The 22,407-nt window shown below is 58.3% G+C and carries 21 protein-coding genes and 1 pseudogene; 13 read left to right on the top strand and 9 right to left on the bottom strand.

Annotated elements, in window-relative coordinates; genetic code table 11:
• Positions 1–33 precede the first annotated feature (33 nt).
• From QCD60_RS22710 to QCD60_RS22695, 4 genes are all read left to right on the top strand, one after another.
• Positions 34–1,035 (top strand): TRAP transporter substrate-binding protein, encoded by a 1,002-nt coding sequence (locus QCD60_RS22710; RefSeq protein ID WP_279788716.1) that lies wholly within the window; start codon positions 34–36, stop codon positions 1,033–1,035.
• Between the two features lie 97 nt (positions 1,036–1,132).
• Positions 1,133–2,065 carry a YncE family protein gene (locus tag QCD60_RS22705; RefSeq protein ID WP_279788715.1) on the top strand — a complete coding sequence of 311 codons (933 nt, stop codon included), beginning with the start codon at positions 1,133–1,135 and terminating at the stop codon, positions 2,063–2,065.
• A 35-nt stretch (positions 2,066–2,100) separates the two neighbouring features.
• Positions 2,101–3,051, top strand: coding sequence for an amidohydrolase family protein (locus QCD60_RS22700; protein ID WP_279788714.1), 951 nt, complete (start codon positions 2,101–2,103; stop codon positions 3,049–3,051).
• Between the two features lie 121 nt (positions 3,052–3,172).
• Entirely contained in the window at positions 3,173–4,774 is a 1,602-nt protein-coding gene (locus tag QCD60_RS22695) for an aldehyde dehydrogenase (NADP(+)) (RefSeq protein ID WP_279788713.1), read from the top strand.
• A gap of 69 nt (positions 4,775–4,843) precedes the next feature.
• On the opposite strand, the gene QCD60_RS22690 is transcribed toward QCD60_RS22695, so the two are convergent.
• Positions 4,844–5,509: an O-methyltransferase gene (locus QCD60_RS22690; RefSeq protein ID WP_279788712.1), complete on the bottom strand. Its 666-nt coding sequence runs from the start codon at positions 5,507–5,509 to the stop codon at positions 4,844–4,846.
• Positions 5,510–5,605: 96 nt separating this feature from the next.
• Here QCD60_RS22690 and QCD60_RS22685 point away from each other — a divergent pair, with 96 nt between their 5' ends.
• A complete protein-coding gene (locus QCD60_RS22685) occupies positions 5,606–6,271 on the top strand; it encodes a TetR family transcriptional regulator (protein ID WP_279788709.1) in 666 nt (221 codons plus the stop codon).
• A 392-nt stretch (positions 6,272–6,663) separates the two neighbouring features.
• Positions 6,664–8,127, top strand: a complete 1,464-nt coding sequence (locus QCD60_RS22680) for a CoA transferase (RefSeq protein WP_279788705.1) — start codon at positions 6,664–6,666, stop codon at positions 8,125–8,127.
• Here the strand turns inward: QCD60_RS22680 and QCD60_RS22675 are convergent.
• Positions 8,093–8,980: a LysR substrate-binding domain-containing protein gene (locus QCD60_RS22675; RefSeq protein WP_279788701.1), complete on the bottom strand. Its 888-nt coding sequence runs from the start codon at positions 8,978–8,980 to the stop codon at positions 8,093–8,095. The genes QCD60_RS22680 and QCD60_RS22675 overlap by 35 nt on opposite strands.
• A gap of 114 nt (positions 8,981–9,094) precedes the next feature.
• Here QCD60_RS22675 and QCD60_RS22670 point away from each other — a divergent pair, with 114 nt between their 5' ends.
• Positions 9,095–10,024 (top strand): DMT family transporter, encoded by a 930-nt coding sequence (locus tag QCD60_RS22670; protein WP_279788698.1) that lies wholly within the window; start codon positions 9,095–9,097, stop codon positions 10,022–10,024.
• A gap of 87 nt (positions 10,025–10,111) precedes the next feature.
• Here the strand turns inward: QCD60_RS22670 and QCD60_RS22665 are convergent, their stop codons facing one another.
• The 4 genes from QCD60_RS22665 to QCD60_RS22650 all read right to left on the bottom strand — a co-directional run bounded on the left by QCD60_RS22665 (position 10,112) and on the right by QCD60_RS22650 (position 14,034).
• Positions 10,112–10,570 carry a DUF2846 domain-containing protein gene (locus QCD60_RS22665; RefSeq protein ID WP_279788696.1) on the bottom strand — a complete coding sequence of 153 codons (459 nt, stop codon included), beginning with the start codon at positions 10,568–10,570 and terminating at the stop codon, positions 10,112–10,114.
• Positions 10,571–10,682: 112 nt separating this feature from the next.
• On the bottom strand, positions 10,683–12,395 hold the full coding sequence (locus QCD60_RS22660; RefSeq protein WP_279788694.1) for a DUF4153 domain-containing protein: 1,713 nt from the start codon (positions 12,393–12,395) through the stop codon (positions 10,683–10,685).
• A 291-nt stretch (positions 12,396–12,686) separates the two neighbouring features.
• Complete coding sequence (locus QCD60_RS22655; RefSeq protein ID WP_279788692.1) at positions 12,687–13,502, bottom strand: CoA ester lyase; 816 nt, start codon at positions 13,500–13,502, stop codon at positions 12,687–12,689.
• A 181-nt stretch (positions 13,503–13,683) separates the two neighbouring features.
• Positions 13,684–14,034, bottom strand: coding sequence for a hypothetical protein (locus QCD60_RS22650; protein ID WP_279788690.1), 351 nt, complete (start codon positions 14,032–14,034; stop codon positions 13,684–13,686).
• 68 nt (positions 14,035–14,102) lie between these two features.
• Between QCD60_RS22650 and mobA the strand changes: the two genes are divergently transcribed.
• On the top strand, positions 14,103–14,678 hold the full coding sequence (mobA, locus tag QCD60_RS22645) for a molybdenum cofactor guanylyltransferase MobA (RefSeq protein ID WP_279788688.1): 576 nt from the start codon (positions 14,103–14,105) through the stop codon (positions 14,676–14,678).
• An 18-nt stretch (positions 14,679–14,696) separates the two neighbouring features.
• Positions 14,697–14,909, top strand: a pseudogene (locus tag QCD60_RS22640) (aldo/keto reductase); the annotation flags it as partial.
• Here QCD60_RS22640 and QCD60_RS22635 read toward each other — a convergent pair.
• Entirely contained in the window at positions 14,906–15,928 is a 1,023-nt protein-coding gene (locus QCD60_RS22635; RefSeq protein WP_279788686.1) for a LacI family DNA-binding transcriptional regulator, read from the bottom strand. The pseudogene QCD60_RS22640 and the gene QCD60_RS22635 overlap by 4 nt on opposite strands.
• Positions 15,929–16,078: 150 nt before the next feature.
• Here QCD60_RS22635 and QCD60_RS22630 point away from each other — a divergent pair, with 150 nt between their 5' ends.
• The 4 genes from QCD60_RS22630 to QCD60_RS22615 all read left to right on the top strand — a co-directional run bounded on the left by QCD60_RS22630 (position 16,079) and on the right by QCD60_RS22615 (position 20,319).
• On the top strand, positions 16,079–16,930 hold the full coding sequence (locus QCD60_RS22630; protein WP_279788684.1) for an SDR family oxidoreductase: 852 nt from the start codon (positions 16,079–16,081) through the stop codon (positions 16,928–16,930).
• Positions 16,931–16,970: 40 nt separating this feature from the next.
• Entirely contained in the window at positions 16,971–18,134 is a 1,164-nt protein-coding gene (locus QCD60_RS22625) for a phytanoyl-CoA dioxygenase family protein (RefSeq protein ID WP_279788682.1), read from the top strand.
• Between the two features lie 206 nt (positions 18,135–18,340).
• Positions 18,341–19,306 carry an aldo/keto reductase gene (locus tag QCD60_RS22620; protein WP_279788680.1) on the top strand — a complete coding sequence of 322 codons (966 nt, stop codon included), beginning with the start codon at positions 18,341–18,343 and terminating at the stop codon, positions 19,304–19,306.
• Between the two features lie 23 nt (positions 19,307–19,329).
• Positions 19,330–20,319, top strand: a complete 990-nt coding sequence (locus QCD60_RS22615) for a TauD/TfdA family dioxygenase (protein ID WP_279788678.1) — start codon at positions 19,330–19,332, stop codon at positions 20,317–20,319.
• A gap of 123 nt (positions 20,320–20,442) precedes the next feature.
• On the opposite strand, the gene hisI is transcribed toward QCD60_RS22615, so the two are convergent.
• Together hisI and QCD60_RS22605 are read right to left on the bottom strand one after the other, a co-directional pair.
• Entirely contained in the window at positions 20,443–20,880 is a 438-nt protein-coding gene (hisI, locus tag QCD60_RS22610; RefSeq protein ID WP_279788676.1) for a phosphoribosyl-AMP cyclohydrolase, read from the bottom strand.
• A gap of 53 nt (positions 20,881–20,933) precedes the next feature.
• A complete protein-coding gene (locus tag QCD60_RS22605; protein ID WP_279788674.1) occupies positions 20,934–22,310 on the bottom strand; it encodes a dihydroorotase in 1,377 nt (458 codons plus the stop codon).
• Between the last annotated feature and the right edge of the window lie 97 nt (positions 22,311–22,407).

Here is a 22,407-nt window from a genome sequence, read left to right as displayed (position 1 = left end):
CCAAAACAAGTACAACCAGAAAGGACTATCACTATGAAACAGCAGCACTCTGCCCTGCGCACCCTGACGTTCAGCAGTCTGGCGCTGGCCATTGGCCTCGGCATGGGCGTCAGCGCCCAGGCCGCCACCGTGCTGAAACTGGCCCATGCAGCGCCGGTGACAGATACCCAGCAGAAAGCGGCAGAAAAGTTTGCCGATCTGGTGAAGGAGCGCACTCAGGGAGAAGTGGAAGTAAAGATTTTTGGTAACGGGGTACTGGGCAATGATCAGGCGATGATTTCCGGGGTGCGAGCCGGAACCATCGACATGGAACTGTCCGGCAACCCCAACTTTGCCGGGCTGGCCCCCAAGCTGGCGGTGTTTGATTTGCCCTATATCTTCGGCGACCGCAATCAGGCCTATAAGGTACTGGACGGCAAGGTCGGGCAGGATGCCCTGACCCTGCTCGACAACAGCGGCCTGAAAGGGCTGGCTTACTGGGAAGTCGGCTTCCGCGCCATGACCAACTCCAAGCATCCGATCCGTACGCCGGATGATGTCAAAGGTCTGAAAATGCGCACCAACTCCAACAAGTCGCTGATTCAGGCCTTCTCATTACTGGGCGCCAACCCGATCCCCATGCCCATTGGCGAGCTTTATACCGCGCTGGAAACCGGCGCTGTGGATGCTCAGGACCACCCCATCGGCATCGTCTGGTCAACCAAGTTCTACGAAGTGCAGAAATACCTGTCGCTGACCAATCAGGCTTACACCGCGCTGATCATGGTGATGAATCAGGACAAGTTTAAATCGCTCAGTCCGGCCTACCAGCAGGCCATCGTCCAGTCCGCTCAGGAGGCCGGTCAGTATCAGCGTGAACTGAACCAGCAGCAGGAGCAGCAGATCATCAAGGATCTGCGCAGTGCTGGCCTTGAGGTAGAAGAGCACATTGATACCGCGCCCTTCCAGGCCATCGTCAAACCTACCTGGGACAGCTACATCAAGGATAACGGCGACGACATGCTGAATGCCGTGCTGAACGCCGAGAAAGGCTGATAAAAGCAGAGATCGTCAACTCATTCTGAACGGTTTCTGCCTGTCCAATTAACCGCCCGGCACATGAAGTACCGGGCCTTTTACCGAGGTCATCACAATGGCTACCGATGTTCTGCTGCTCAATCAGAAATGTGCCCATACCGTCAGTCTTTATGACGTGCAGAGCGGCAAGGCGCTGAAGCATATTCGTCTGCCCAACTATCCCCACGAGTTTGTCGTCGACAGCAAACAGGAATTTGCCTACGTCGGCCATTACGGCATTCTCGGCGCTGATTGCGTCGGTGATCAGGGCGGCTGTTCAGTCTTCGTTATTGATCTGCACAAGGGTGAACATGTTCATACCTTGAGCACCTGGCCGTTTTACCGGATTCACGGGCTGGCCATGGATCAGCAGGATCGCCTGTATGCCATGAGCGAAGGGCATTCCACCCTGCTGATATTTGATCAGCCACGTAATGCCGTGGCTGCCGACCGGGCAGTGCCTTCGGGTGGTTACAAGACCCATCTGTTCGCCCTCAGCCGTGATGGCGAAACCGCTTACGGCATCAACCTGCTGAGCAATACCGTCACCAGGATCAAACCCCATGATCCGGTGTTTGCCCCCGTTCCCATGTACCCCGGCCGCAAGCCTGAAGGCAACTGCCTGTCCGCGGATGAGACACGGCTGTTTGTTACCAACCGTCTGGACAATACGCTGGTCGCCATCGACACCGAGAGCCTGCAGATTGTCGGTACAGCCAGCACAGGTGAAGACCCGAACCGGGTATATCGCGATCCGACCGGCCGCCTGCTGACAACCAACTACGGTGAAAGCTCACTGTCGGTGTTTGATGAGCAGCTCAACAGCCTCGGCACCATTACCTTGCCGCACCGCCCCATCGCCATCAGTTTCCACCCCAATGGTGAGCTGGCTTTTGTCTCATTCAAGGGAGATCAGATCGGCATTCTTGATCTGCACAGCGGCCAGTTCGTGCGCTTCTTCGATACCCTGGCAGAGCCCGATGTGTCGTGCCTGCTGCGGCTGTCCTGAGCGCTTCTCGTCCATCACCCGGGGAATCAACGTCTATGACCTTGTCTGCGATCAGCCATTCTGGCGAGCAACCTCTGATCGACTGCCACCATCATTTCTGGGCGCTGGCAGACATCCACTATCCCTGGCTGAGCGACCAGTATGATCCGCATTTCTTTCTTGGTGACTACCGCCGTATCTGTCGCCCGGTGCTGCCTGATGAGCTGCGTGCCACTGTTCCCGCTGGCTACCGCCTGATCGGCACCGTGCACTGTGAGGCAGAGGTGGAACGTGCGCAGACACTGGCAGAAACCCGTTGGATCACCGGGCTGGCCGCGCAGCAGGGCTTACCCAGCGCGCATGTCGGCTGGGCACCTTTTGGCCAGGAGCATTGTGCTGCGGTGCTTGATGCCCAGTGCGAGTCGCCGCTGTTTCGCGGAGTACGGGCCAAGCCCATTACAGCCAGCCGCCCCCAGCACAGGGAAAGTGTGCTGAACCGGCCGGGCAGCCTGCAGGATGCTCACTGGCTGTCAGGGTTAAAGCTGTTGCAGGAGCGCGGCCTGAGCTGGGATTTACGGGTGCCCGCCTGGCATCTGCAGGAAGCCGCTCAGGCCCTGCAGGGCTACCCTGATCTCAGGGTGATCCTCAATCACACCGGCTTGCCGTGGGACCGCAGCCCGGCGGGCCTTGAGCAGTGGCGCGCCGGGCTGACCGCGCTGGCCGCCAATCCGAACGTTTGCATCAAGCTGTCGGAGCTGGGTACGCCGCTGCAAGCGTGGGACAGACAACAGAACCTGCAGCTGTTGTGTGACGCCATCCGCCTGTTCGGGCCACGGCGTTGCCTGTATGCCAGCAATTTCCCGGTGGCGGGTATACAGGTCAGCTATGCCGACTGGCTGACAATGATTGAGGAGGCTATTGCCCTGACGGCCCCAAAGGCGCGGGACGACATTCTCTGGCGCAATGCCTGCCACTGGTATCGACTGTCGCCAGCTGACATCACCTGATCTGACCGAACCTCATCGGGCTGAATAGCCAAACACATACGTGCACACCTCAACTGAACATGTCTGGAGCGCCACTGGCGCTCCCCCCTGATCTGCTGCCTATTGCCGGAGGAATTTCACCATGACGACACCATCATCAGCTCAACCTACCCTGACCGGAGCCATGTTTATCGGTGCCCGGCGGGTAGCCGGGCAGCGGGCTGCCATCCATGCCATCAACCCGGCCACGGACGAAATACTGCAGCCCGCCTACGGGGGTGGTAACAGTGCCGATGTCGATCACGCCTGCCAGCTGGCTGCACAAGCCTTTACCAGCTATCGAAAGACCAGCCTGCACCAGCGTGCTGCTTTTCTTGAGCAGATGGCAGAACAGATTCTGGCACTGGGGGATGAGCTGATTGTTCGTGCCATGGCTGAGACTGGTTTGCCCCGCGCCCGCCTTGAAGGCGAACGGGGCCGTACCGTCGGGCAGTTGCGCCTGTTCGCTGAGGTGGTGCGCGCGGGTGACTGGCTGGATGTCCGTATCGATCCGGCACTGCCGGAGCGCACACCGCTGCCTCGCGCCGATTTGCGTCAGCGTCAGGTGCCGCTTGGGCCGGTCGCCGTGTTCGGTGCCAGTAACTTTCCACTGGCATTTTCCGTCGCAGGTGGCGATACCGCTTCTGCACTGGCAGCCGGTGCACCGGTGGTGGTCAAAGCACACTCCGCTCACCCCGGAACAGCAGAGCTGGTCGCTCATGGGATCCGTCAGGCGGTCCGCCTTTGTGATCTCCATGAGGGGGTGTTCTCCCTGCTGTACGGTTCAGGTCAGGAGGTCGGCACAGCGCTGGTTGCCCACCCTGTCATCAAGGCCGTTGGCTTTACCGGCTCCCGCGCAGGGGGCACTGCGCTAATGCAGGTGGCTGCGAGCCGCAGAGAGCCCATCCCCGTTTATGCAGAGATGAGCAGTATCAACCCGGTATTCCTGCTCCCGACTGCGTTACAGCAACGCGCCGATAGTCTGGCTCAGGGTTTCGCAGGTTCTCTGCTGATGGGCGCCGGGCAGTTCTGCACCAATCCCGGGCTGGTGGTAGCCATCGAAGGCGACGGCTTACAGCGCTTTATCGACGGTGCCCAGCAGGCGCTGGCCAGCAGTACGCCCGCCATCATGCTGACCCCCGGTATCTGCCGGGCTTACAGCGAAGGTGTCAGTACACTGGCGGCACAGCCTCAGATCGAGACCCTTGCCCGTGGTCTTGAAGCAACAGGGCCTAACCAGTGTCAGGCGGCACTGTTCAGTACCACAGCGGCAGCCTTTCTGGCTGAGCCGGATGCACTGGGGATGGAAGTATTCGGCTCCAGCTCGTTGCTGATCAGATGCCGGGATGAAGCGGAAATGCTCAGGATTGCTGAGCATCTTGAAGGGCAACTGACGGCTACCCTGCAACTGCAACAGGGTGCAGATAGCACCTTGCTGTCGGCCTTGCTGGATATTCTCGAACTCAAGGCCGGTCGTATTCTGGCTAACGGCTACCCTACCGGCGTCGAGGTCTGCCATGCCATGGTGCACGGCGGGCCATTCCCGGCGACCTCTGACAGCCGAACCACCTCGGTAGGTTCAGCGGCGATCAAACGTTTCCTGCGGCCGGTGTGTTATCAGGATATCCCTGATGCCGCTCTGCCCGAGGCTCTGCAGCAAGCGAATCCGCTGGCACTGCGGCGGATGGTGAACGGCGGGTACTAACGTTCAGAACCTGTTCACCATCGCGTGACCAGGCGGCCATTGCCGAACGCCAATGGCTGCCCCATCCGATCAGCCAATACGCATCGACAGCTCGACATCATCGGCAAAGGGCACCGACAGGTAGCCCGCGGTGACATTGCGCACCCGTGCCAGATAGTCAGGGCTGTAATCGGCATTGTCGGCGATGATCAGCGCACCGGGGCGTAGCCGGCTTTCCAGCATGGCGAGAATGTCGGGATACAGCCCCTTGGCGCCGTCCAGCAATAACAGGTCGATCTGTTCAGGCAGATCGTGACGCAGGGTGTGCAGGGCATCACCTTCGCGAATGTCCACCAGATCCAGCACGCCTCCTTCCTGCAGATTGCGCCGCGCCTGTTCGACCTTGGAAGGTTCAAACTCGCAGGTAATCAGCCTGCCGCCACCGTTGTCACGCAGGGCGGCAGCCAGATGCAGGGTGGAAATGGCAAAGGAAGTGCCAAACTCGACAATGCTGCGGGCATTGCTGCTACGTGCCAGCATGTACAGCAGCTGCCCGGTTTCGGGTGATACCGCCAGAGGGAAATCCCTGAGCTGGCCATAAAGGTCACGATATTCGGTTTTGCTCTGTATCAGCCGCGCCTGCTCCGCTTCAGGAATGGCAGCGACAAGGTGCTCAAGCTCAGCGGCGCTGGCCTCGGCCTGACGAAACAGGCGTGTCAGCAGAGCTGCAACAGGGGATGTAGTGAGGGTCGTCATTATCATGCTCCAAACAGGGATTTGAGCGCGCCGCGGTGCCTGACTAGAATACGACTGATTGCTCACATTTTAGTATTCGCATTGGCCGCCCCTACTATGCCCCCACGCCACAGCCCGCAGATTTCCTCACGTAAACAGCCTAAACAGGCCCGCTCCAACGAGCTGGTGGCCACCATGCTCGAAGCCGCTATTCAGGTTTTGCAGAAGGAAGGTGCCCAGCGATTTACCACGGCACGGGTAGCGGAACGGGCGGGTGTCAGTATCGGCTCGCTGTATCAGTATTTTCCCAACAAGGCCGCCATCCTGTTTCGTCTGCAGCACGATGAATGGCAGCAGACCAGCGAACTGCTGCGCAGCCTGCTGCAGGATACACGGCAACCGCCCTTGCAGCGTCTGCGGGCGCTGGTACAGGCGTTTGTCCGCTCAGAGTGTGAGGAAGCAGAAATGCGGGTCGCCCTGAATGATGCAGCGCCGCTCTACCGTGACGCGCCGGAAGCCCAGCAAGCCCGAGCCGCCGGGGAAAACATCGTCAGCACCTTCATGCTGGAAGCCCTGCCCGAAACCACCGACAGGGTACGAGCCATCGCCGCCGAGCTGATCAAATCCACCCTGAGTGCCAGCGCCAAAGACTTCTCGGAGAGCCACCGTACCGATGAGGAGATCATCACTTACGCTGATGCGATGGCGGATATGTTCTGTGCTTATTTATGCAGTATTGGCTGCCAGCAGGAGGCTGCTATTGCTGCTGCGCCCGTCGCCTGAAGCGCCCCACCACATAGGTTTGGCAGATCTCGGCGCCTGAACATCGGAGTGCAGGGCCAGGGCAATAAACGCTTTGAGTTCAGGCAATAGCTACACTTTTCCGGGCCCGCATCGATGTAATAATACGGGTCGAACTGCCCGTCTTCCGTGCCCATGTCACGGAACAGCTCTCGATAGCCGATACAGGTGTAATCCATATCCAGCACATCACGCAGCGCGTTATCAGCCCGCAGGAAACGGGAAAAACGCTGACATCACTGTCTGAATCTCTCATCCTTTCGTCCAAGTTCGCCCTGTTTGACGGCCAAATACTACCATCGTCCTGTTGCCGCTAAACCCCAACAGGCTTTATCAATTCAGGTGCAACAACAAGCCATCAGAAGGACTGCCCCATGCCGACTCCCTTTCACTTTTTCCTGCGGAACATGTGGCTGGCAGCAGGCGGCGATCACGTCTTTCTTAATCAGGTTCAACTCATCGGTAAAGGTCAGCTGGCCTCCCCTTTCGCGGTCACCGAGCTGGCCAGTGGTTCCATCGCTGCCGCAGGTCTTGCCGTTGCGGAGTGGACCCAGCGCCGCTTTGACGTTCGTCATCAGATACACATCGATCAGCGCCTGGCTTCTCTGTGGTTTGCCACCTCGCTGCGTCCGCAAGGATGGCAACTGCCGCCTGCCTGGGATGCTATTGCTGGTGATTACCCCTGCAGGGATGGCTGGATACGTTTGCATACCAACGCTGCCCATCATCGCCACGCCGCCTTGCAGGTACTGGGCTGCGCTGCCGAACGCGACACCGTGGCAGCTGCTGTCGCTGGCTGGTACGGCGCCGAGCTGGAAAGCGCCATAGTGCAGGCCGGTGGATGTGCGGCGCAGATGCGTTCGACCGATGACTGGGCAATGCACGCTCAGGGAACCGCCGTGCTGCAGGAACCGTTACTGCACCGGGCGCTGCATACTCATGCTCATACCCAGGCGTCCCGTTCAGCGCTGGCGGACAAGATGGCTGACCCCAGTCGTCCACTGGCGGGAATCAAAGTTCTGGACCTGACGCGCATTCTGGCCGGTCCTGTCGCCACTCGCTTTCTGGCCGGTTTCGGTGCCGATGTGCTGCGTATTGATCCGCCAGGCTGGGATGAGGTCAGCGCCGCGCCGGAGGTGACGCTGGGTAAACGTTGCGCACGTCTGGATTTGCGTAAGCCCGACGATCGTCAGCAGCTTGAGCAACTGCTGGCTGAGGCTGACGTACTGATCCACGGCTATCGACCCGAAGCGCTGGAAAAACTGGGTTTAGGCACCAGCAAGCGACGTGAGCTTAATCCTGCGCTGGTCGATATCTGTCTGGATGCCTATGGCTGGACAGGCCCCTGGAGTAAACGCCGGGGTTTCGACAGTCTGGTGCAGATGAGCAGCGGCATCGCCGAGGCAGGCATGCGCCTGTCAGGTGCAAATCGCCCTCAGCCGCTACCGGTGCAGGCGCTGGATCACGCTACCGGTTACCTGCTCGCCACGGCCGCCATTCGTGGGCTTACTGATCGACTGCAACACGGCGTTGGCTGTGAGTCGCGGGCATCACTGGCACGCACAGCCCGCCTTCTGGTCTGCGTCAGCACCGATGAGCAGGCCAAACCACCCATCGCTGCCGAGCAGCAGGATGACCTGCAACCGCACCTTGAGCATACGTATTGGGGCCCAGCCCGACGTCTGCAGGTCCCACTTCGGTTTGATCCGGTATCAGTGTTAGCTGAGAACGCTGAACCATTAACCATGTGCTGGAGCTTCCCGGCTGGGCCACTGGGCTCTGCTAATGCAGAATGGGTTGCCGTTAACCTGCCATCCGCTCCAGTAACCAGTCTCTGAACACCGCCACTGCCGGACGCAACGTCCGCTGTCGTGGATGGACCACATAGAAGCCTTTATCCAGAGGCAGGCTGAGGGTGGTAAAAAGCGGCTCCAGCCGGCCTTCGCGAATCTCTTCTTCCACCAGCAGCGGACTGGTGAGCACGATCCCCTGCCCCTGTTTAGCAGCTTCGATAGCCAGCAATGTCTGATCAAAGTGAATACCTGACAGCGTCTGCTGCTGCGACGTATTCAGTGAGGTGAACTGCGTTAACCATAACGCCCAGTATGGGTGCAGGGTATTGTGCAGTAGCGTGGCATGGCGAATATGGTCTGGTTCGGTTATGTGCTTGCTTTGCGCATAACCAGGGTGGCAGTAGGCACTGGCCTTATCGTCGAAGAGCAGGCGGGACAGCAGTGAGTCATCACGGCCGTCAAAACAGCGAATGGCCAGATCCAGCCGGTCACGGCTGAAATCCGCCAGCTGGGAGGAAGCGCTGATATGCAGTTCGATGTCAGGATAACGGGTGACAAAATCAGCCATGTGCCGGGAGAACCATTTCGCCGCAAAGCCCGGTGGCATTGAGATCCACACGGCATTGCTCTGGCTGTCTTTAAGGCTCTGGCTGGCGCTGAGAATATCTGCCAGTGCAGGCCGTATCCTCTCCCAGTAGTCTTTGGCCTCCTGCGTCGCTTCCACCTGCCGAACCTGCCGGTGAAACAGCGTCACGCCCAGCCACTCCTCCAGCTTGCGAATCTGCTGACCAACCGCGCCCGGGGTCACGAACAGCTGTTCAGCAGCAAGAGAAAAACTATTGCTCTGCATGACTGCATCAAATACGAGCAATGATTTTATGGGGAGTGAGGTATGCATAGCGCGACCGATGGCATAGTTTTTCTGCACTATAGTGCACAAAGCATGATTTGTGAGCGATCACCGCGAAAAACATAATGCCGGCATTACTCCTCGCCTTATCCGGAGGCTGCTATGCACCGTCTTGCCTACATCGCCTATGCCCTGCTGGGGCTGATCTGGGGCACCAACTTTATCTTCACCAAATGGGCAGGTGAGGTTATCTCTCCGGCACAGATCGTCATGCTGCGTGTGCTGTTTGGTTTCGTGCCGATACTGGCTTACGCGCTCTACCGGCGCGAGTTGCGCTGGGCACACCTGCGTCATGCTTATCACTTTCTGGTCATGGCATTACTGGCAACGGTGCTGTACTACCTGGCCTTCGCCAAGGGGACAGTGGCACTACTGTCGAGTGTGGCGGGGATGTTAAGTGGTGCCATTCCGTTGTTTTCTTTCCTGACGGCAATGCTTTTTCTGCGTCAGGAGCCCATCAATGTTCGCACGGTAGTGGGCATGCTCTGCGGTTTTGCCGGGGTGATCCTGATTGCCAGACCGTGGAGTCATCTGGGAGTCGAGATTGATCTGCATGGCGTGCTGTATATGATTCTCGGCTCACTCAGCCTGGGTGCATCATTCGTTTACGCCCGTAAGTACATTACCCCTCTGCAACTCTCGCCTGTTGCACTGTGCACCTATCAGACCGGTATCGGTTCCGTGCTGGTGCTACTGACAACAGACACCTCAGGTATGACCGCGATCATCGCCAGTCCGCGGGCACTGTGGGGGATGGTGCTGGGGTTAGGTCTGGTCGGAACCGGCGTCGCCTACATTCTCTATTACTTTATCGTGGCGCAGTTAGGGGCGGTTAAAGCGGCGGGCGTAACTTATATCCCGCCACTGGTAGCGCTGGCCATCGGTTACTTCTGGGTAGGCGAACCACTGGTTACCACAGATCTGTTTGCGGTGATGCTGATAATGAGCGGTGTGTACGTACTGCAGTCGGGGAAGAAAGACGGTGCAAGCAACAGGATAACGGCGACCAGTACGCTGGCGAAGCAGTCATAAAGCGCTTTGGTCAAAACAAGGGACACTCAGGTGTGAAGATAGTGGGGTAACGTCACGACGTCACCCCACTATCAGCCCACTCAGAAATTATTTACTGCACTTACCCGGTTGTGCCAATTGCAGCTTGGCGATCGCTGCCTGAGCTTCAGGCTCGTCGACCTGTTCGAGGTTGGCACCACCAACCAGCAGGCCGGGTTTGATGTACTGTTTGACGTAGTAGTTTTTGCCCGCATCCGTCTTCAGCTGCAAGTCATTGGGCGAGAACTCCGATTCAGTGGAGACTTTGTGAGTCTCATCCCCCTTCACCTGCAGATAGAAATAGATGCCGGAGGCGGATTCACCCACGCATTTATCGTCGATCCAGATATCCTTTTTCAGCGCAGAGCCGAACATCGAATTACGGTAAACGTAAATACCCGCGTTGCCTGCGTCCGGCTGGGGGAAAGACTTAAATTTGCCGTCTTCTTCTTTATTGGCCATGGGGACAGAAGCACACCCGGTCACCAGGGTAACCAGCGCAACGGCAGCGATTGATTTACTGAACATCTCAAACTCCATGAGTACAACGTGCTTAATGCACACAAAAACGCAGCACTGGTCTCCGTTGGGCTTCGTACTGCGATAGAAATGACGGTGTTATTCTGTGGCGATGATAAAGCTATCGGTTCATACGCAACTGCAAACGCGTGTTCCCTACCTGCAGATCATGCCATAGTGGTGCAACTGGCTTAGCCTCATTCAGTTGTGGCAGCTGGATATTCCGCTCTTCATCATCAGACTCCAAATGCCCCAGCCGTTGCCAGGTAGCGCCCTGTCGGTTGAATACGGAAGCGCCATAGCGACCGTTAAACAGAGCCACTTCATCCTGACCATCACCGTTCAGGTCACCCATCCATACATGACAGTCAGACTCTTTCTGCTCACACTGACGCAGTTCCCAGCTACGGCTTGACCGAATGGCTGCAATAAATCCCGCCGGCAAGCCTTTCCCTGTTGGGAATATCTTTAGTTGTGCCTCCAACTCAGCCTCTGTCAGAGGTGGTTTATCCTCTGCATCAGGTTCGTCGCTTGCTACCAGCATTGCTTTTGCCTTTTGCCCCCAGTTGACACCCGCTGGAAGATGCTGACCCGATTCCAGCTGCTTCAGTGCTTCAAGACCATACCGACCTGTACTCCATCGCAGGTAATCCCAATCAGGTACGGCTCCCTTATCACCTTGTTCAGCTAATGCCTGTACATGGGCAAGATGCGCCGTTACAGCCAGCTTGCGGATGTGAGTCGGGGGAGCACTGAAGACAAGCAGACTGGCACACAGCAACATGGCAGCAACAATGTTGGTTATTCCAGCCGCCTGCATCCAGCGCTGACGTCGATACCAGGACAAGCTGTATCCAACGACATAGACCGTCGCCAGCGTCGCAACCATTGCTGCCCATATTCTGTATTCCGACCAGCCATGCTGAACGATGCGTAATCCCAGCGCCCACCATGCAACGGCGACGACTACCAGCATGGTCAGCCATGCGCCTTGCAGCAGCCAGGCCAGCCATCCGGGATAGGCTATGTGCGAACCTTCCTGATAGGCACAGTTAACAAACAGCACCGCCATTGCCGTAAATGCCAGCATCAGAAAGGCCGCACTGCGGGTTTCAAACAACGAGGTTAAACCTGTAACGGGTAACGCCAGTGTCCAGATGACAGAAAACACCAGCACCAGCGGCAGCATCCACGCCGCGATGGAGAGCAAAAACCGACGGATACTTTCTGTCATGCCTGCTCGCGTCAGCCCCAGAGATACGGCCGTAGCAAAGGTCGTTGCCGTCGCACAACAAATAAAGGCAGGCTGCGTGACGACAAGCTTTATCCAGGTAACACCTACCAGTGACATCAAGCCCACACCGGCAGCCAGTACCCCCCAGAAAATACCCGTCATAAGTGCAGCGGTTGCATAGAGCAAGCCATTACGCCAGGCGTAGTAAAACATGCGCTCATAGGACCAGCGCCGCCCGGTAAAGTCATAACCACACAGCAGCTGCAACAGGACAAACGCCAGAACACAGGTAATAAAGGCATCAGCAATCAGCAGGTCAGGCTTGCCGTCATCGGCGATCCCCCATTGAGAGGTCGCCCCCAGTACAGCTATCAGCGCAGTGATCACCCCCACCCATATGCCGCGCTGTCTGGACGGCAGCCCTTCAACCTGCTGAGTGCCATAAATAAGCAACGGCATTCCACACAGGACGTAGATCAGCACCAGCAGCAGTACGGGTTGCGTGGCTGGCCAGCCGCCATCTCTCACGGTGGTGAATAACCACCAGACACCTATGCCCTGCAGAGCACCGGTAAGAGTAAACAATCGAACAAATGACATCCTGGTCTCCCTGCGCATCATTGCGCCATGTCGATTATTGAAAGTCGTGTGAAGGTCTCAGCACATGCTGCTTACACGAGAGCAGCACTGAATTGCTCTGCAATGACACAGATGCGGCTTGTTTTCAGCACCGTCAGCCCGGAATAGGGGCTCCTTTGCACGCCACCGGAGCGCTCAGGTATATGACCGGACATCAGATAAACCCTTATGCTGCTGCTTGATGTGCATGGCGATGGACTCCGGGAAGCGTCCCAACTGGCCTTACTGGCTTGTGACGGTACCCCGGTGATGTTACTCCCCCACCATCGCCAGAATACGCCGTGCCCGGCCAAGCACCGGCGCATCCACCATCTGGCCATCGACCTGATAGGCGGCGGCACCGCTTTTTGAGGCTTCGACCACACGGCGAGCCCAGTCCAGTTCGCGTTCAGCAGGCTTCAGTGCATCATGCATGACGGCAACCTGCCTGGGGTGAATACATAACCCTCCGACCAGCCCCATATCCCGGCAATGGCGGACGTTAGCGCTGAAGCCTTCTGCATCATCAAATGCGGGATAGACCGTATCGAGGGGCGGCTGTAAGCCATTGACACGGGAGTGCAGCAACAGTGTCAGGCGAATCTGGTCATACACCATGGCGGCGGTCGGGGTGCCGTTGGCCATGCCAATGTCCAACCCAAGGTCCAGCCCACCAAAGCTCAAACGCTGCAAGCCGGGGCATGCAGCCATCGCTGGCACCGCCAGCAACCCTTTGGCATTTTCGATCAGCGCCCACACCGGTTTGCCAGTGGCTGTCGCCGTCTGAACCTGCTCCGCATTTTCAGCCTTGGGCAGCAGCACTCCGGCAATCCCCGCCTGGTCGGCACAGAATGCCAGATCGGCAGCCTGTTCCGGGTGACCGGCGCCATTTATGCGTACCCATACTTTTGCATCCGGCTGCTGCTGGAGAAAGTCGGCCAGATTCTGACGGGCCTGCTCTTTCAGGTGATCTTCAACAGCGTCTTCAAAATCAACAATGACGGCATCAGCACCGGTGGCCAGTGCCTTGGCAAAGCGCTCGGGGCGGCTTCCGGGGACAAACAACGCTGAGCGGACGATAGCGGTCATGCAGGCTCCTTCGACAAGGGCATCGACAAGGGAATATGGTGTCTGCAGGCAACGGGAGAGCATCCCGGTGCGGCAGGAAAGCGCCATGCTGACCCACTACGCTCACGGCGTCCAGCCCCTGCTCTGTGGCTACCGACCAATGGACGTACAACAGCGCCAGCAACCAGCCCGGAGCGGCTGTTCAGGCGTCTTTTTCCTCGGTATTGGTATTGATACTGGTGGTGTTTTTACCCTTGCGGCGCTGACTGTCTGACTCGTGTTCGAGCTTGCGAACCAGTTGCAGCAGCGCTTCGATGGTGCGATCACCGGAATGGCTGGAGAGAATCACATCGCCGGTCTGTTCATTGCGGCTGACGAAGATTTCGTCGCTGTCGAAGTTGAAGCTCTCTGGCAATATAAGTGACTGACGGGAGCCGTTTTTCACCAATTTAATGACATGCTCATGCGGAATCGGCTCGGGGGATGGATTTTCCATGGTTTCACCCTCATTACCCATGATGTAGTCGGAGTCTAGACGAGATTCCTTTTTCATGCTGAGGCGAGCCCACCATAAGCTGCTACGCTCGCCTCTTTCCTCAACTGACTGGCGGCAGACACCCTATGAAGCATGCATTTTCTTTTCTTGTGCTGGCCGGTGGACAAGGCAGTCGAATGGGAGGAGCCGATAAGGGCCTGGTGGCCTGGCAGGGTAAACCGCTTATTCGACACATCCACGATACGATTCGCCCCTTTACCGATGACCTGATCATCTCCTGCAACCGCAACCGACGTGAATATCTGCGCTACTCTGACCAGATTATCGGTGATGCCGAGTCTGGTTTTCCCGGCCCGCTGGCAGGTGTGATTGCGGGTATGGCCATTGCCCGTCACGACCGCTGCATACTGCTTCCCTGTGATGCGCCGGGAGTCGATGCCAGTCTGATCAATGAACTGATGCTGAAAGGAAGACGCACCTCTGCCGCCGTCATGCTGCGTCAGGGCAGTCAGTGGCAGCCGATGTTTTCTGTCATTCCCAAAGGCTATTTTCCGGCACTGCAAACCGCCTGGAATGAAGGTCAGCGCAGTTTGATGCGTGTGCTACTGACGCTGGATGTGCAACCGCTGGATATCCCGGAAGACGACAGCCGTCTGGACAATATCAATTCACTGGAGCAACTGGGGGAGCTGACCTCATGACGTGGAGGCGCGACACCGGCGCAAATAGCACTTGCCTGGCTGCTGGCCAGAAAAGAATGGATCGTTCCGATCCCGGGCACCACCAAACTGCACCGTCTGGAGGAAAACAGTGGCGCAGCCAGCATTGCGCTGTCGGCTGAGGATGTCGCAGAAATAGAAAAGGCAGCGGCTGATATCGTGGTTGAGGGTGACCGTTACCCTGCACAGCCAGTACAACTGAACGACGACTAAATCAGATTAAATGGCGTAATCACCTGCACCTGAGACGGTGGAATGGCTGCTGGCGGCATCTGCCGGTGGTACTGCAGCATGTACAGGAAAGCATGACGGGCATCGACCATCAGGTTGTGATCGATGATGGCCCCGATCTTTTCCTCAGCCAGCAGCTCGCGGTTCTCTTCGTCCAGATCATGGCCAATAAAGACGTCGAGCGGGCGGCTCAGATCAGCAAAGGCATCCACAATACCCCGGTTACCGCCACCGACACTGTAAACCGCAGTGATAGAGGGATGCTGCACCAGCGTTTCCCGCATCAGTGCCCGGGTACTGTCATATACCCCATAGCCGCCACTGATGGCCACGACCTGCAGATGGCGGGCGCGCTCACGTAACCACAGGCGAAAGCCCATTTCCCGCTCTTCTTCACCGCGAAACAGGTTGCTGCTCAGCACCACGGCGACCTGCCGCGGGGTGCGGTCCAGCCAGTGACTGAGCAGATAGGCTGCGGTGCGACCGGCCATGCGATTATCCATACCGATATAGCCAATGCGCCGGCTTTGCGGCAGGTCAGTCACCAGCGTCACCACCGGAATGGCATTCTCTGCAAGCCGATTAATGGTCTGACTGATCAGCGGTTCATCCGGTGCCTTGAGAATAATCCCCTGAGTGCCCTTGCTGGCGCAGCGCTCCATCATCCGCTGCAGCTCTTTGACGCTGATATCTTCAGACAGATGGAAGCGCGGGCTGATACGGAACGGCCCCATGCTCCCCACCTGTGCCGTGATGGCATGGCTCACCGCGCGAGTGAAGCGCGTCGGCGCATGCATGATCACATCAAAATGAAAGGTTCGACCCATTGCCAGACTGTTGGCTTCCTGCGCTGACAGCTCCTGCAACGCCTGCTCCACCCGGCGACGGGTCTGATAGTGCACGCTGCTGCGCTCGTGCAGCACCCGGTCCACCGTCGCCTTGCTTACCCCAGCCTGGGCAGCAATCTGCTTGATGGAAAACTTTTTGGCCAGTTCGCGCATGCTCGCCTCTGAGGTTTTTTTGAGGTTTTTATGGGATTCCATGAGGTGAGTGCAATGCTAGTCTGAGTGCCAGCAAATGCAACCAGTGAGCGCACTAAGATCAACGGTCTGCGCTCTGCAGAAAAACAAATACAACGCAGGTAATGATTGATGACCGCTGCCCCTCTCACCTCACTTTCACCTCAGCCTTTTACCGGACGCTATTACGTTGTCACCGGCAGCACTCAGGGCCTGGGCGCTGCCGTCGCCCACATGCTGGCCATGCGTGGTGCAGCAGGCCTGATCATCGGTGGCCGCTCGCAGGACAAAGGCGAACAGCAGGTCAGACAGCTGGCGGAGCTGGGCTGCAAGGCGCATTTCGTCAAGACCGATCTGACCTGTGTTGAAGATTGCCGCACCCTGATTGCCGCTGCCGACCATCACTTTGGCAGCTTGCACGGGCTGGTGAACTGCGCCGGGATGTCAGACCGCGGCGGTATCCTCGACTCATCACCCGAGCTGTTCGATCAGATCTTCGCAACCAACGTGCGGGCGCCGTTCTTTCTGATGCAGGAAGCCATCAAACTGATGATTCGCGACGGTATTGAAGGCGCCATCGTCAATATCCTGTCGGTCGTTACCCACGGCGGCCCGTCTTATCTGACCCCTTATGCGGCCTCGAAAAACGCCCTGCTGACCCTGACCCGCAACGTTGCCTTCAGTGCGCTGCGCAATCGTATTCGTGTCAACGGGCTGAATATCGGCTGGATGGACACTCCCCATGAGCATGAGATTCAGCGCCAGTATCACAGTGCCAGTGATCAGTGGCTGAAGGAGGTCGAACAACAGCAACCCTTCGGCCGGCTGCTGAAGCCTGAGGAAGTGGCCCGGTCGGTAGCGTTCCTGTTGTCGGAAGAGTCAGGAATGATGACCGGTGCCGTGATCGACATTGATCAGAGCGTGACCGGCTGCAGTGACGGCGCACTGCCCCGCCCTGAGCAAAAACTGACCTTGAGCGAGTGATCTGCCTGACAACACCAGCCACCAAAACGGAACCATGACCATGAACCACCCTTCTCCGGTTTTTCTTAACAGTCAGGATGTTGATGTCAACGATCTGGCTCGTCTGTGCCAGCAGCATGCAGGTCTGGATGACTACCCTCTGGCCGCTGACGTCAGTCGCAACGTTGTCATTTATGACGCTGCCCGCCTGACCGCCGCCATCGTCGAACAGCGTCAGGCGGTGCTGGCTGAATTGCATCAGGTGCTGGCTGATGGCCCGGGCGTGCTGGTGATTCGACAGGGCTTTACCGATGCTGCCGTGCTTGATCGCCAGACCGCCGTGTTTGAGGCATTACTGGCAGAGGAAGCCAAAATCGGCGTAGTGGCTGATCATTTTGCCGCTGCTGGTGCCAATGGCCGGCTGTGGAATGCCCTGCAGAAAGTGGCGCTACATAGCCCCGACGCCTTTGTCGAATACTATGCCAACCCACTGCTCGGACTGGTGGCAGAAGCCTGGCTCGGCATCAGCTGGCAGCTGACGGCTCAGGTGAATATTGTGCGCCCCGGTGGCAAGGCCCAGCAGCCTCATCGCGACTATCATCTCGGCTTTCAGACCAATCAGGTGGCAGAGCAGTTCCCGCTGGTGGTACACCGCTTGTCACGTCATCTGACCCTGCAGGGCGCGGTCGCACACTCCGACATGCCGGTCGAAAGCGGGCCGACGCTGCTGCTGCCCTTCTCTCACCAGTACGATCTGGGCTATCTCGCCTGGCGCCACCCGGAGGTGATCGACTATTTCCATCAGCATGCCGTGCAGCTGCCCCTGAACAAGGGCGATCTGCTGTTCTTCAACCCGGCACTGCTGCATGCGGCAGGCAACAACCACACACTCAGTCACCAGCGGGTGGCCAATCTGCTGCAAATATCGTCAGCCTTCGGCAGACCAATGGAAACCGTCAACCGTGAAGCCATGATGCAGGCGGTCTATCCCGCGCTGATAGCCGCTGTGGCCGATAAGATTATTGATGAAACCGGGATGGCTGCAGTTATTGCTGCCACTGCCGATGGCTATTCGTTCCCTACCAATCTCGATCGTGACCCACCCCTTTACGGACTGGCGCCCGAGACCGGCCAGCAGCTGATGGCCCGCGCCGTCAGCGCACAGCTTAGCAGTGCAGCCTTTAATGAGCTGGTAGAGGCCTACCGGTATAAACGGCAGGCATAGAGGTCGTGTTAAGTCCCCGCACGAGCAGGCAGCAGTCTGTTCGTGCCGCTGCCATCTTGTTGCACACACGCTGTCCGATACGCGATGGACATTGACAGTTATGCATCCTGCCTGCATCATCTTTTGTCTTATATAAGACAAATAACCGTTTTCACCCATCGTCCCCGGCCCTTCTCTCCTGCCTGCCGACGATAAGGACAATAACTATGTCAAACGCCCAACGCTCCATCCCTCCCGTCGGCTTTGGTCTCTGGAAAGTCCCCAACGAACTCTGTGCAGATACCGTTTATGAGGCCATCAAGGCCGGCTATCGTCATCTCGACAGCGCCTGTGACTATGGCAACGAACAGCAGACCGGCGAAGGCATTGCCCGGGCACTGGCTGACGGCCTGTGTCAGCGGGAAGACCTGTGGGTGACCTCCAAACTGTGGAATACCTACCATGCCAAAGAGCATGTCCGCCCGGCGCTGATGCGTACCCTGCAAGACCTGCAGCTGGACTACCTTGACCTCTACCTGATCCACTTTCCCATCGCACAGGCCTACGTGCCCTTTGAAAAACGCTATCCGCCCGCCTGGTTCTTTGAGCCGGAAGCGGCCGAGCCGCGTATTGAGTTTGCCCCCGTGCCCCTGCACGAAACCTGGCAGGCCATGGAAGAACTGGTGGTCGAAGGGCTGGTAAAGAAAATCGGCATCTGTAATTACACCACGGGCCTGCTGCATGACCTGATGGCCTATTCCAGCATCAAACCCAGTGTGCTGCAGATCGAGGCTCACCCTTATCTGACTCAGGAAAACCTGATCCGCATGGCCAGGCTGTACGGGATGGAGGTCACTGCATTTTCACCGCTGGGGGCGCTGTCTTATCTGGAGCTGAATATGGCTGGAGCGCAGGATTCCGTGCTGGAGCAACCTGCCGTCAAGCAGGCAGCGGCGCGGCTGGGCAAAACCCCGGCACAGGTCGTGCTGCGCTGGGGCATTCAGCGCGGCACCTCTATCATCCCCAAAACCAGCAAGCCTGAACGCCTGAAGGAAAACCTCGCACTGTTTGACTTCGCTCTGGATGATGCGGAGATGCAGGCCATTTCAGCCCTTAACTGCAACCGCCGTTTCAATGACCCGGCGCAGTTCTGTGAGGCGGCCTTCAACACCTTCTATCCCATCTACGACTGATCTGATGGGATAAGGAGCACACCATGTCCACTCTTTCCGTGCCCACGCAGGCACTTGCCGGGCAGATCAACTGCGGCGGTTCGGCCTTTCCGCTGGTGATTCCCTGCCCCGCCGGGATCACCAGCCTGACTGCCAGCCTTGACTGGATCACACAGCATCTGCCCGCCTTGCAGGCTTATCTGGCAGAAAGCGGTGTGCTGCTGTTCAGGGGGTTTCCCCTGACATCAGCGGAAGACTTCGACGCCTTCTCAGCCGCGTTCGGCTACCGCACCTTTACCTACAAGGAGTCACTGTCCAACGCCGTACGCCTCAACTTCACCGAGCGGGTATTTACCGCCAATGAGGCGCCCAAAGAGGTGGAGATTTTTCTCCATCATGAGATGGCACAAACGCCCATTTCCCCTGACAAGCTGTTTTTCTTCTGTCTGCAGGCAGCCGATGCCGGTGGCGCCACTCCCGTGTGCCGCTCCGATATGCTGTACAGCCGGCTGAAAATCATTGCGCCCGAGCTGGCCACGGCCTGTGAAAGTAAAGGGCTGAAGTACACCACGCGGATGCCCGGCGAAAACGATGAAAAGTCAGGGCAAGGCCGTAGCTGGAAAAGCACCCTCAACTGTCAGAACAAGGACGAAGCGGAGCGCAAGCTGGCCGAACTGGGTTACAGCTGGCAGTGGCAGGAGGATGGCAGCCTCAGAGCTACCACACCGGTGCTGCCAGCGGTGATCACTCTGAGTAATGGCAAACAGGTGTTCTATAACCAGCTGATTGCCGCCTATATGGGCTGGAAAGGCGTGCGGGAAAATCCGGCCAGCGCGATCACCTACGGTGACGGCACCCATCTGTCCGCAGCGGATCTGGAGCTGATCAACAACCTGTCTGCTGACTTCACCTTCGATGTGCCCTGGCAAAATGGCGATGTAGCATTGGTCGACAACCATATGGCCATGCACGGTCGCCGCCCCTACAGCGGCAACACCAAACGGCAGGTGCTGGTGGCGCTAGGGAAAAGCTGACAGCTCACTCCCCCTGCAGGGCTATAACAGGCTGCCATTCGGGACAATGATCTCAGACCCGAATGGCAGTATGGCCCCGCTCAGCGGCCGCAGCGGTCAGGGCCGGTGCTCTGGCATGCAGCGTTACAGCAGTGTGGGATTGGGCGCATCACCGTAAACCCGCTGAGGGTCGAAGGTTTTGTGCTCTTCGGTAAAGGTCAGCGCCTCACCTGCTGCCCGCTCCAGCCCAACCGGCACCCGGCGGTAAAAGCAGGAGTGATAGCCCACATGGCAGCTGGCGCCGCTACCTGCCACTCTCACCCGCAGCCAGACCGCATCCTGATCATCATCAATGCGCATCTCCACTACCTTCTGCACCAGTCCGCTGGTCGCCCCTTTGTGCCACAGCACCTGCCGTGACCGACTCCAGTAATGAGCCTCGCCGGTCTTGATGGTCAGCGCCAGCGCGTCCTGATTCATATACCCCAGCATCAGCAGTTCGCCGCTGTTTGCATCGCTGGTCACGCAGCTTATCAGCCCCTGTTCATCAAACCGGGGGGCCAGTTCGGTGCCCTCTTCCACCTGTTCGATGGACTGACGGGGGGCAAACAGGGCGTGCCTGTCCTGACCTCTTTTTACGGTTGAGCAGATTGGGAAACGGGGAGCACGTCGAGAAAGCGCAATGGGCGCCCCTGCGGAATGGCCCCGGTCAGCACTTCATCGCGCACCACCACCTGACCATTCACCAGTGTGTGAATGGGCCAGCCACAGACGCTCAGGCCGTCATAGGGCGTCCAGCCGCTACGGCTGGCAATCCAGTGATTATGGATGGTGCGCCGGGCGCGGAGGTCGACCAGTGTCAGGTCAGCATCGAACCCCAGCGCAATGCGACCTTTGCCCTCCAGCCCGAACACACGGGCAGGGCCGGCACTGGTCAGGTCCACCAGCCGTGGCAGGCTGAGGCGGCCACCGTGCAGATGGTCCAGTAGCAATGGCAGTAGCGTCTGAACCCCCGTCATCCCGCTGGGAGAGTGCGGGTAGGGTCTGGCCTTCTCCTCCAGCGTGTGGGGGGCATGGTCACTGCCGATAACATCGACCACTCCGTCAGCAATGGCCTGCCACAGGGCCCGCTGATGGCGATGCTCGCGCACGGGTGGATTCATCTGTGCCAGACAGCCCAGACGCTGATAGCAGTCCGGTGCCACCAGCGACAGATGATGGGGTGTCACCTCCACCGTCACCCGCTGTTTATGCGCGGCCAGAAAAGCCATTTCTTCCGCCGTACTGACGTGCAGTACATGCAGGCGCCGACCGGTTTCCTGTGCCAGCTGCACGATACGCCGGGTGGCCAGCAGTGCACTTTGCTCATCACGCCACAGCGGGTGCTGGCAGACCTCTCCACTGGCCTCCACCAGCGCCCTGCGCTGGCGCAGCCGCGCTTCATCTTCGGCATGCACAGCCAGCCGGCGGCGGCCATGGTGGAGAATGCGCCGCAGCACACTGTCCTCATCGGCCAGCAGATCACCAAAAGAGCTGCCCATAAATACCTTGACGCCCGCACAGCCGTGCAGATTCTCCAGCTGTGGCAACTGTTCGGCATTGATCGCCGAACCGCCGATATAGAAGGCATAGTTGCACCATGCCCGGCCCTGCGCGGCATCAAGCTTGGCCTGTAGATCGGTCTGCCAGAGGGTCAGCGGCTGGGTATTGGGCATTTCAAACACGGCGGTCACCCCACCCAGTACGGCACCACGGGTGCCGGCCTCGATATCCTCTTTATGGGTCAGGCCCGGCTCACGAAAATGCACCTGACTGTCGATCACGCCCGGCAGCACATGCAGACCGGTGGCCTCGATCACCGTATCGGCCTGCCATAGCCTGCACAGATCACCCAGGGCCACGATCTGCCCGGCAGCGCAGGCTACGTCGATGCTTTCGCAACCATTGGGCGTCACCACGGTGCCGCCGCAGATCAGCACATCGGCATAACGTGACGAGCTGGCAAGGTTCATAAATCGCATTGTCCTTTCAATACAAGGCAGATGCCCGCAATGGCACTGTCATCACCGGATTCGCGGGCACTGAGCCTGAGGTTTTCCCCCGCCTGCA

It is taken from the genome of Pokkaliibacter sp. MBI-7, assembly GCF_029846635.1.
GTDB lineage: Bacteria > Pseudomonadota > Gammaproteobacteria > Pseudomonadales > Balneatricaceae > Pokkaliibacter.
Note: the sequence above shows the minus strand (reverse complement) of the source record. Positions and strands in the feature narration are given on the sequence as shown.

Bases quoted from the DNA above. Each gene is read 5' to 3' on its own strand.
- QCD60_RS22710 (WP_279788716.1), top strand. From the start codon at position 34: ATGAAACAGCAGCACTCTGCCCTGCGCACCCTGACGTTCAGCAGTCTG.
- QCD60_RS22705 (WP_279788715.1), top strand. From the start codon at position 1,133: ATGGCTACCGATGTTCTGCTGCTCAATCAGAAATGTGCCCATACCGTC.
- QCD60_RS22700 (WP_279788714.1), top strand. From the start codon at position 2,101: ATGACCTTGTCTGCGATCAGCCATTCTGGCGAGCAACCTCTGATCGAC.
- QCD60_RS22695 (WP_279788713.1), top strand. From the start codon at position 3,173: ATGACGACACCATCATCAGCTCAACCTACCCTGACCGGAGCCATGTTT.
- QCD60_RS22690 (WP_279788712.1), bottom strand. From the start codon at position 5,509: ATGACGACCCTCACTACATCCCCTGTTGCAGCTCTGCTGACACGCCTG.
- QCD60_RS22685 (WP_279788709.1), top strand. From the start codon at position 5,606: ATGCCCCCACGCCACAGCCCGCAGATTTCCTCACGTAAACAGCCTAAA.
- QCD60_RS22680 (WP_279788705.1), top strand. From the start codon at position 6,664: ATGCCGACTCCCTTTCACTTTTTCCTGCGGAACATGTGGCTGGCAGCA.
- QCD60_RS22675 (WP_279788701.1), bottom strand. From the start codon at position 8,980: ATGCATACCTCACTCCCCATAAAATCATTGCTCGTATTTGATGCAGTC.
- QCD60_RS22670 (WP_279788698.1), top strand. From the start codon at position 9,095: ATGCACCGTCTTGCCTACATCGCCTATGCCCTGCTGGGGCTGATCTGG.
- QCD60_RS22665 (WP_279788696.1), bottom strand. From the start codon at position 10,570: ATGTTCAGTAAATCAATCGCTGCCGTTGCGCTGGTTACCCTGGTGACC.
- QCD60_RS22660 (WP_279788694.1), bottom strand. From the start codon at position 12,395: ATGTCATTTGTTCGATTGTTTACTCTTACCGGTGCTCTGCAGGGCATA.
- QCD60_RS22655 (WP_279788692.1), bottom strand. From the start codon at position 13,502: ATGACCGCTATCGTCCGCTCAGCGTTGTTTGTCCCCGGAAGCCGCCCC.
- QCD60_RS22650 (WP_279788690.1), bottom strand. From the start codon at position 14,034: ATGAAAAAGGAATCTCGTCTAGACTCCGACTACATCATGGGTAATGAG.
- mobA (WP_279788688.1), top strand. From the start codon at position 14,103: ATGAAGCATGCATTTTCTTTTCTTGTGCTGGCCGGTGGACAAGGCAGT.
- QCD60_RS22635 (WP_279788686.1), bottom strand. From the start codon at position 15,928: ATGCGCGAACTGGCCAAAAAGTTTTCCATCAAGCAGATTGCTGCCCAG.
- QCD60_RS22630 (WP_279788684.1), top strand. From the start codon at position 16,079: ATGACCGCTGCCCCTCTCACCTCACTTTCACCTCAGCCTTTTACCGGA.
- QCD60_RS22625 (WP_279788682.1), top strand. From the start codon at position 16,971: ATGAACCACCCTTCTCCGGTTTTTCTTAACAGTCAGGATGTTGATGTC.
- QCD60_RS22620 (WP_279788680.1), top strand. From the start codon at position 18,341: ATGTCAAACGCCCAACGCTCCATCCCTCCCGTCGGCTTTGGTCTCTGG.
- QCD60_RS22615 (WP_279788678.1), top strand. From the start codon at position 19,330: ATGTCCACTCTTTCCGTGCCCACGCAGGCACTTGCCGGGCAGATCAAC.
- QCD60_RS22605 (WP_279788674.1), bottom strand. From the start codon at position 22,310: ATGAACCTTGCCAGCTCGTCACGTTATGCCGATGTGCTGATCTGCGGC.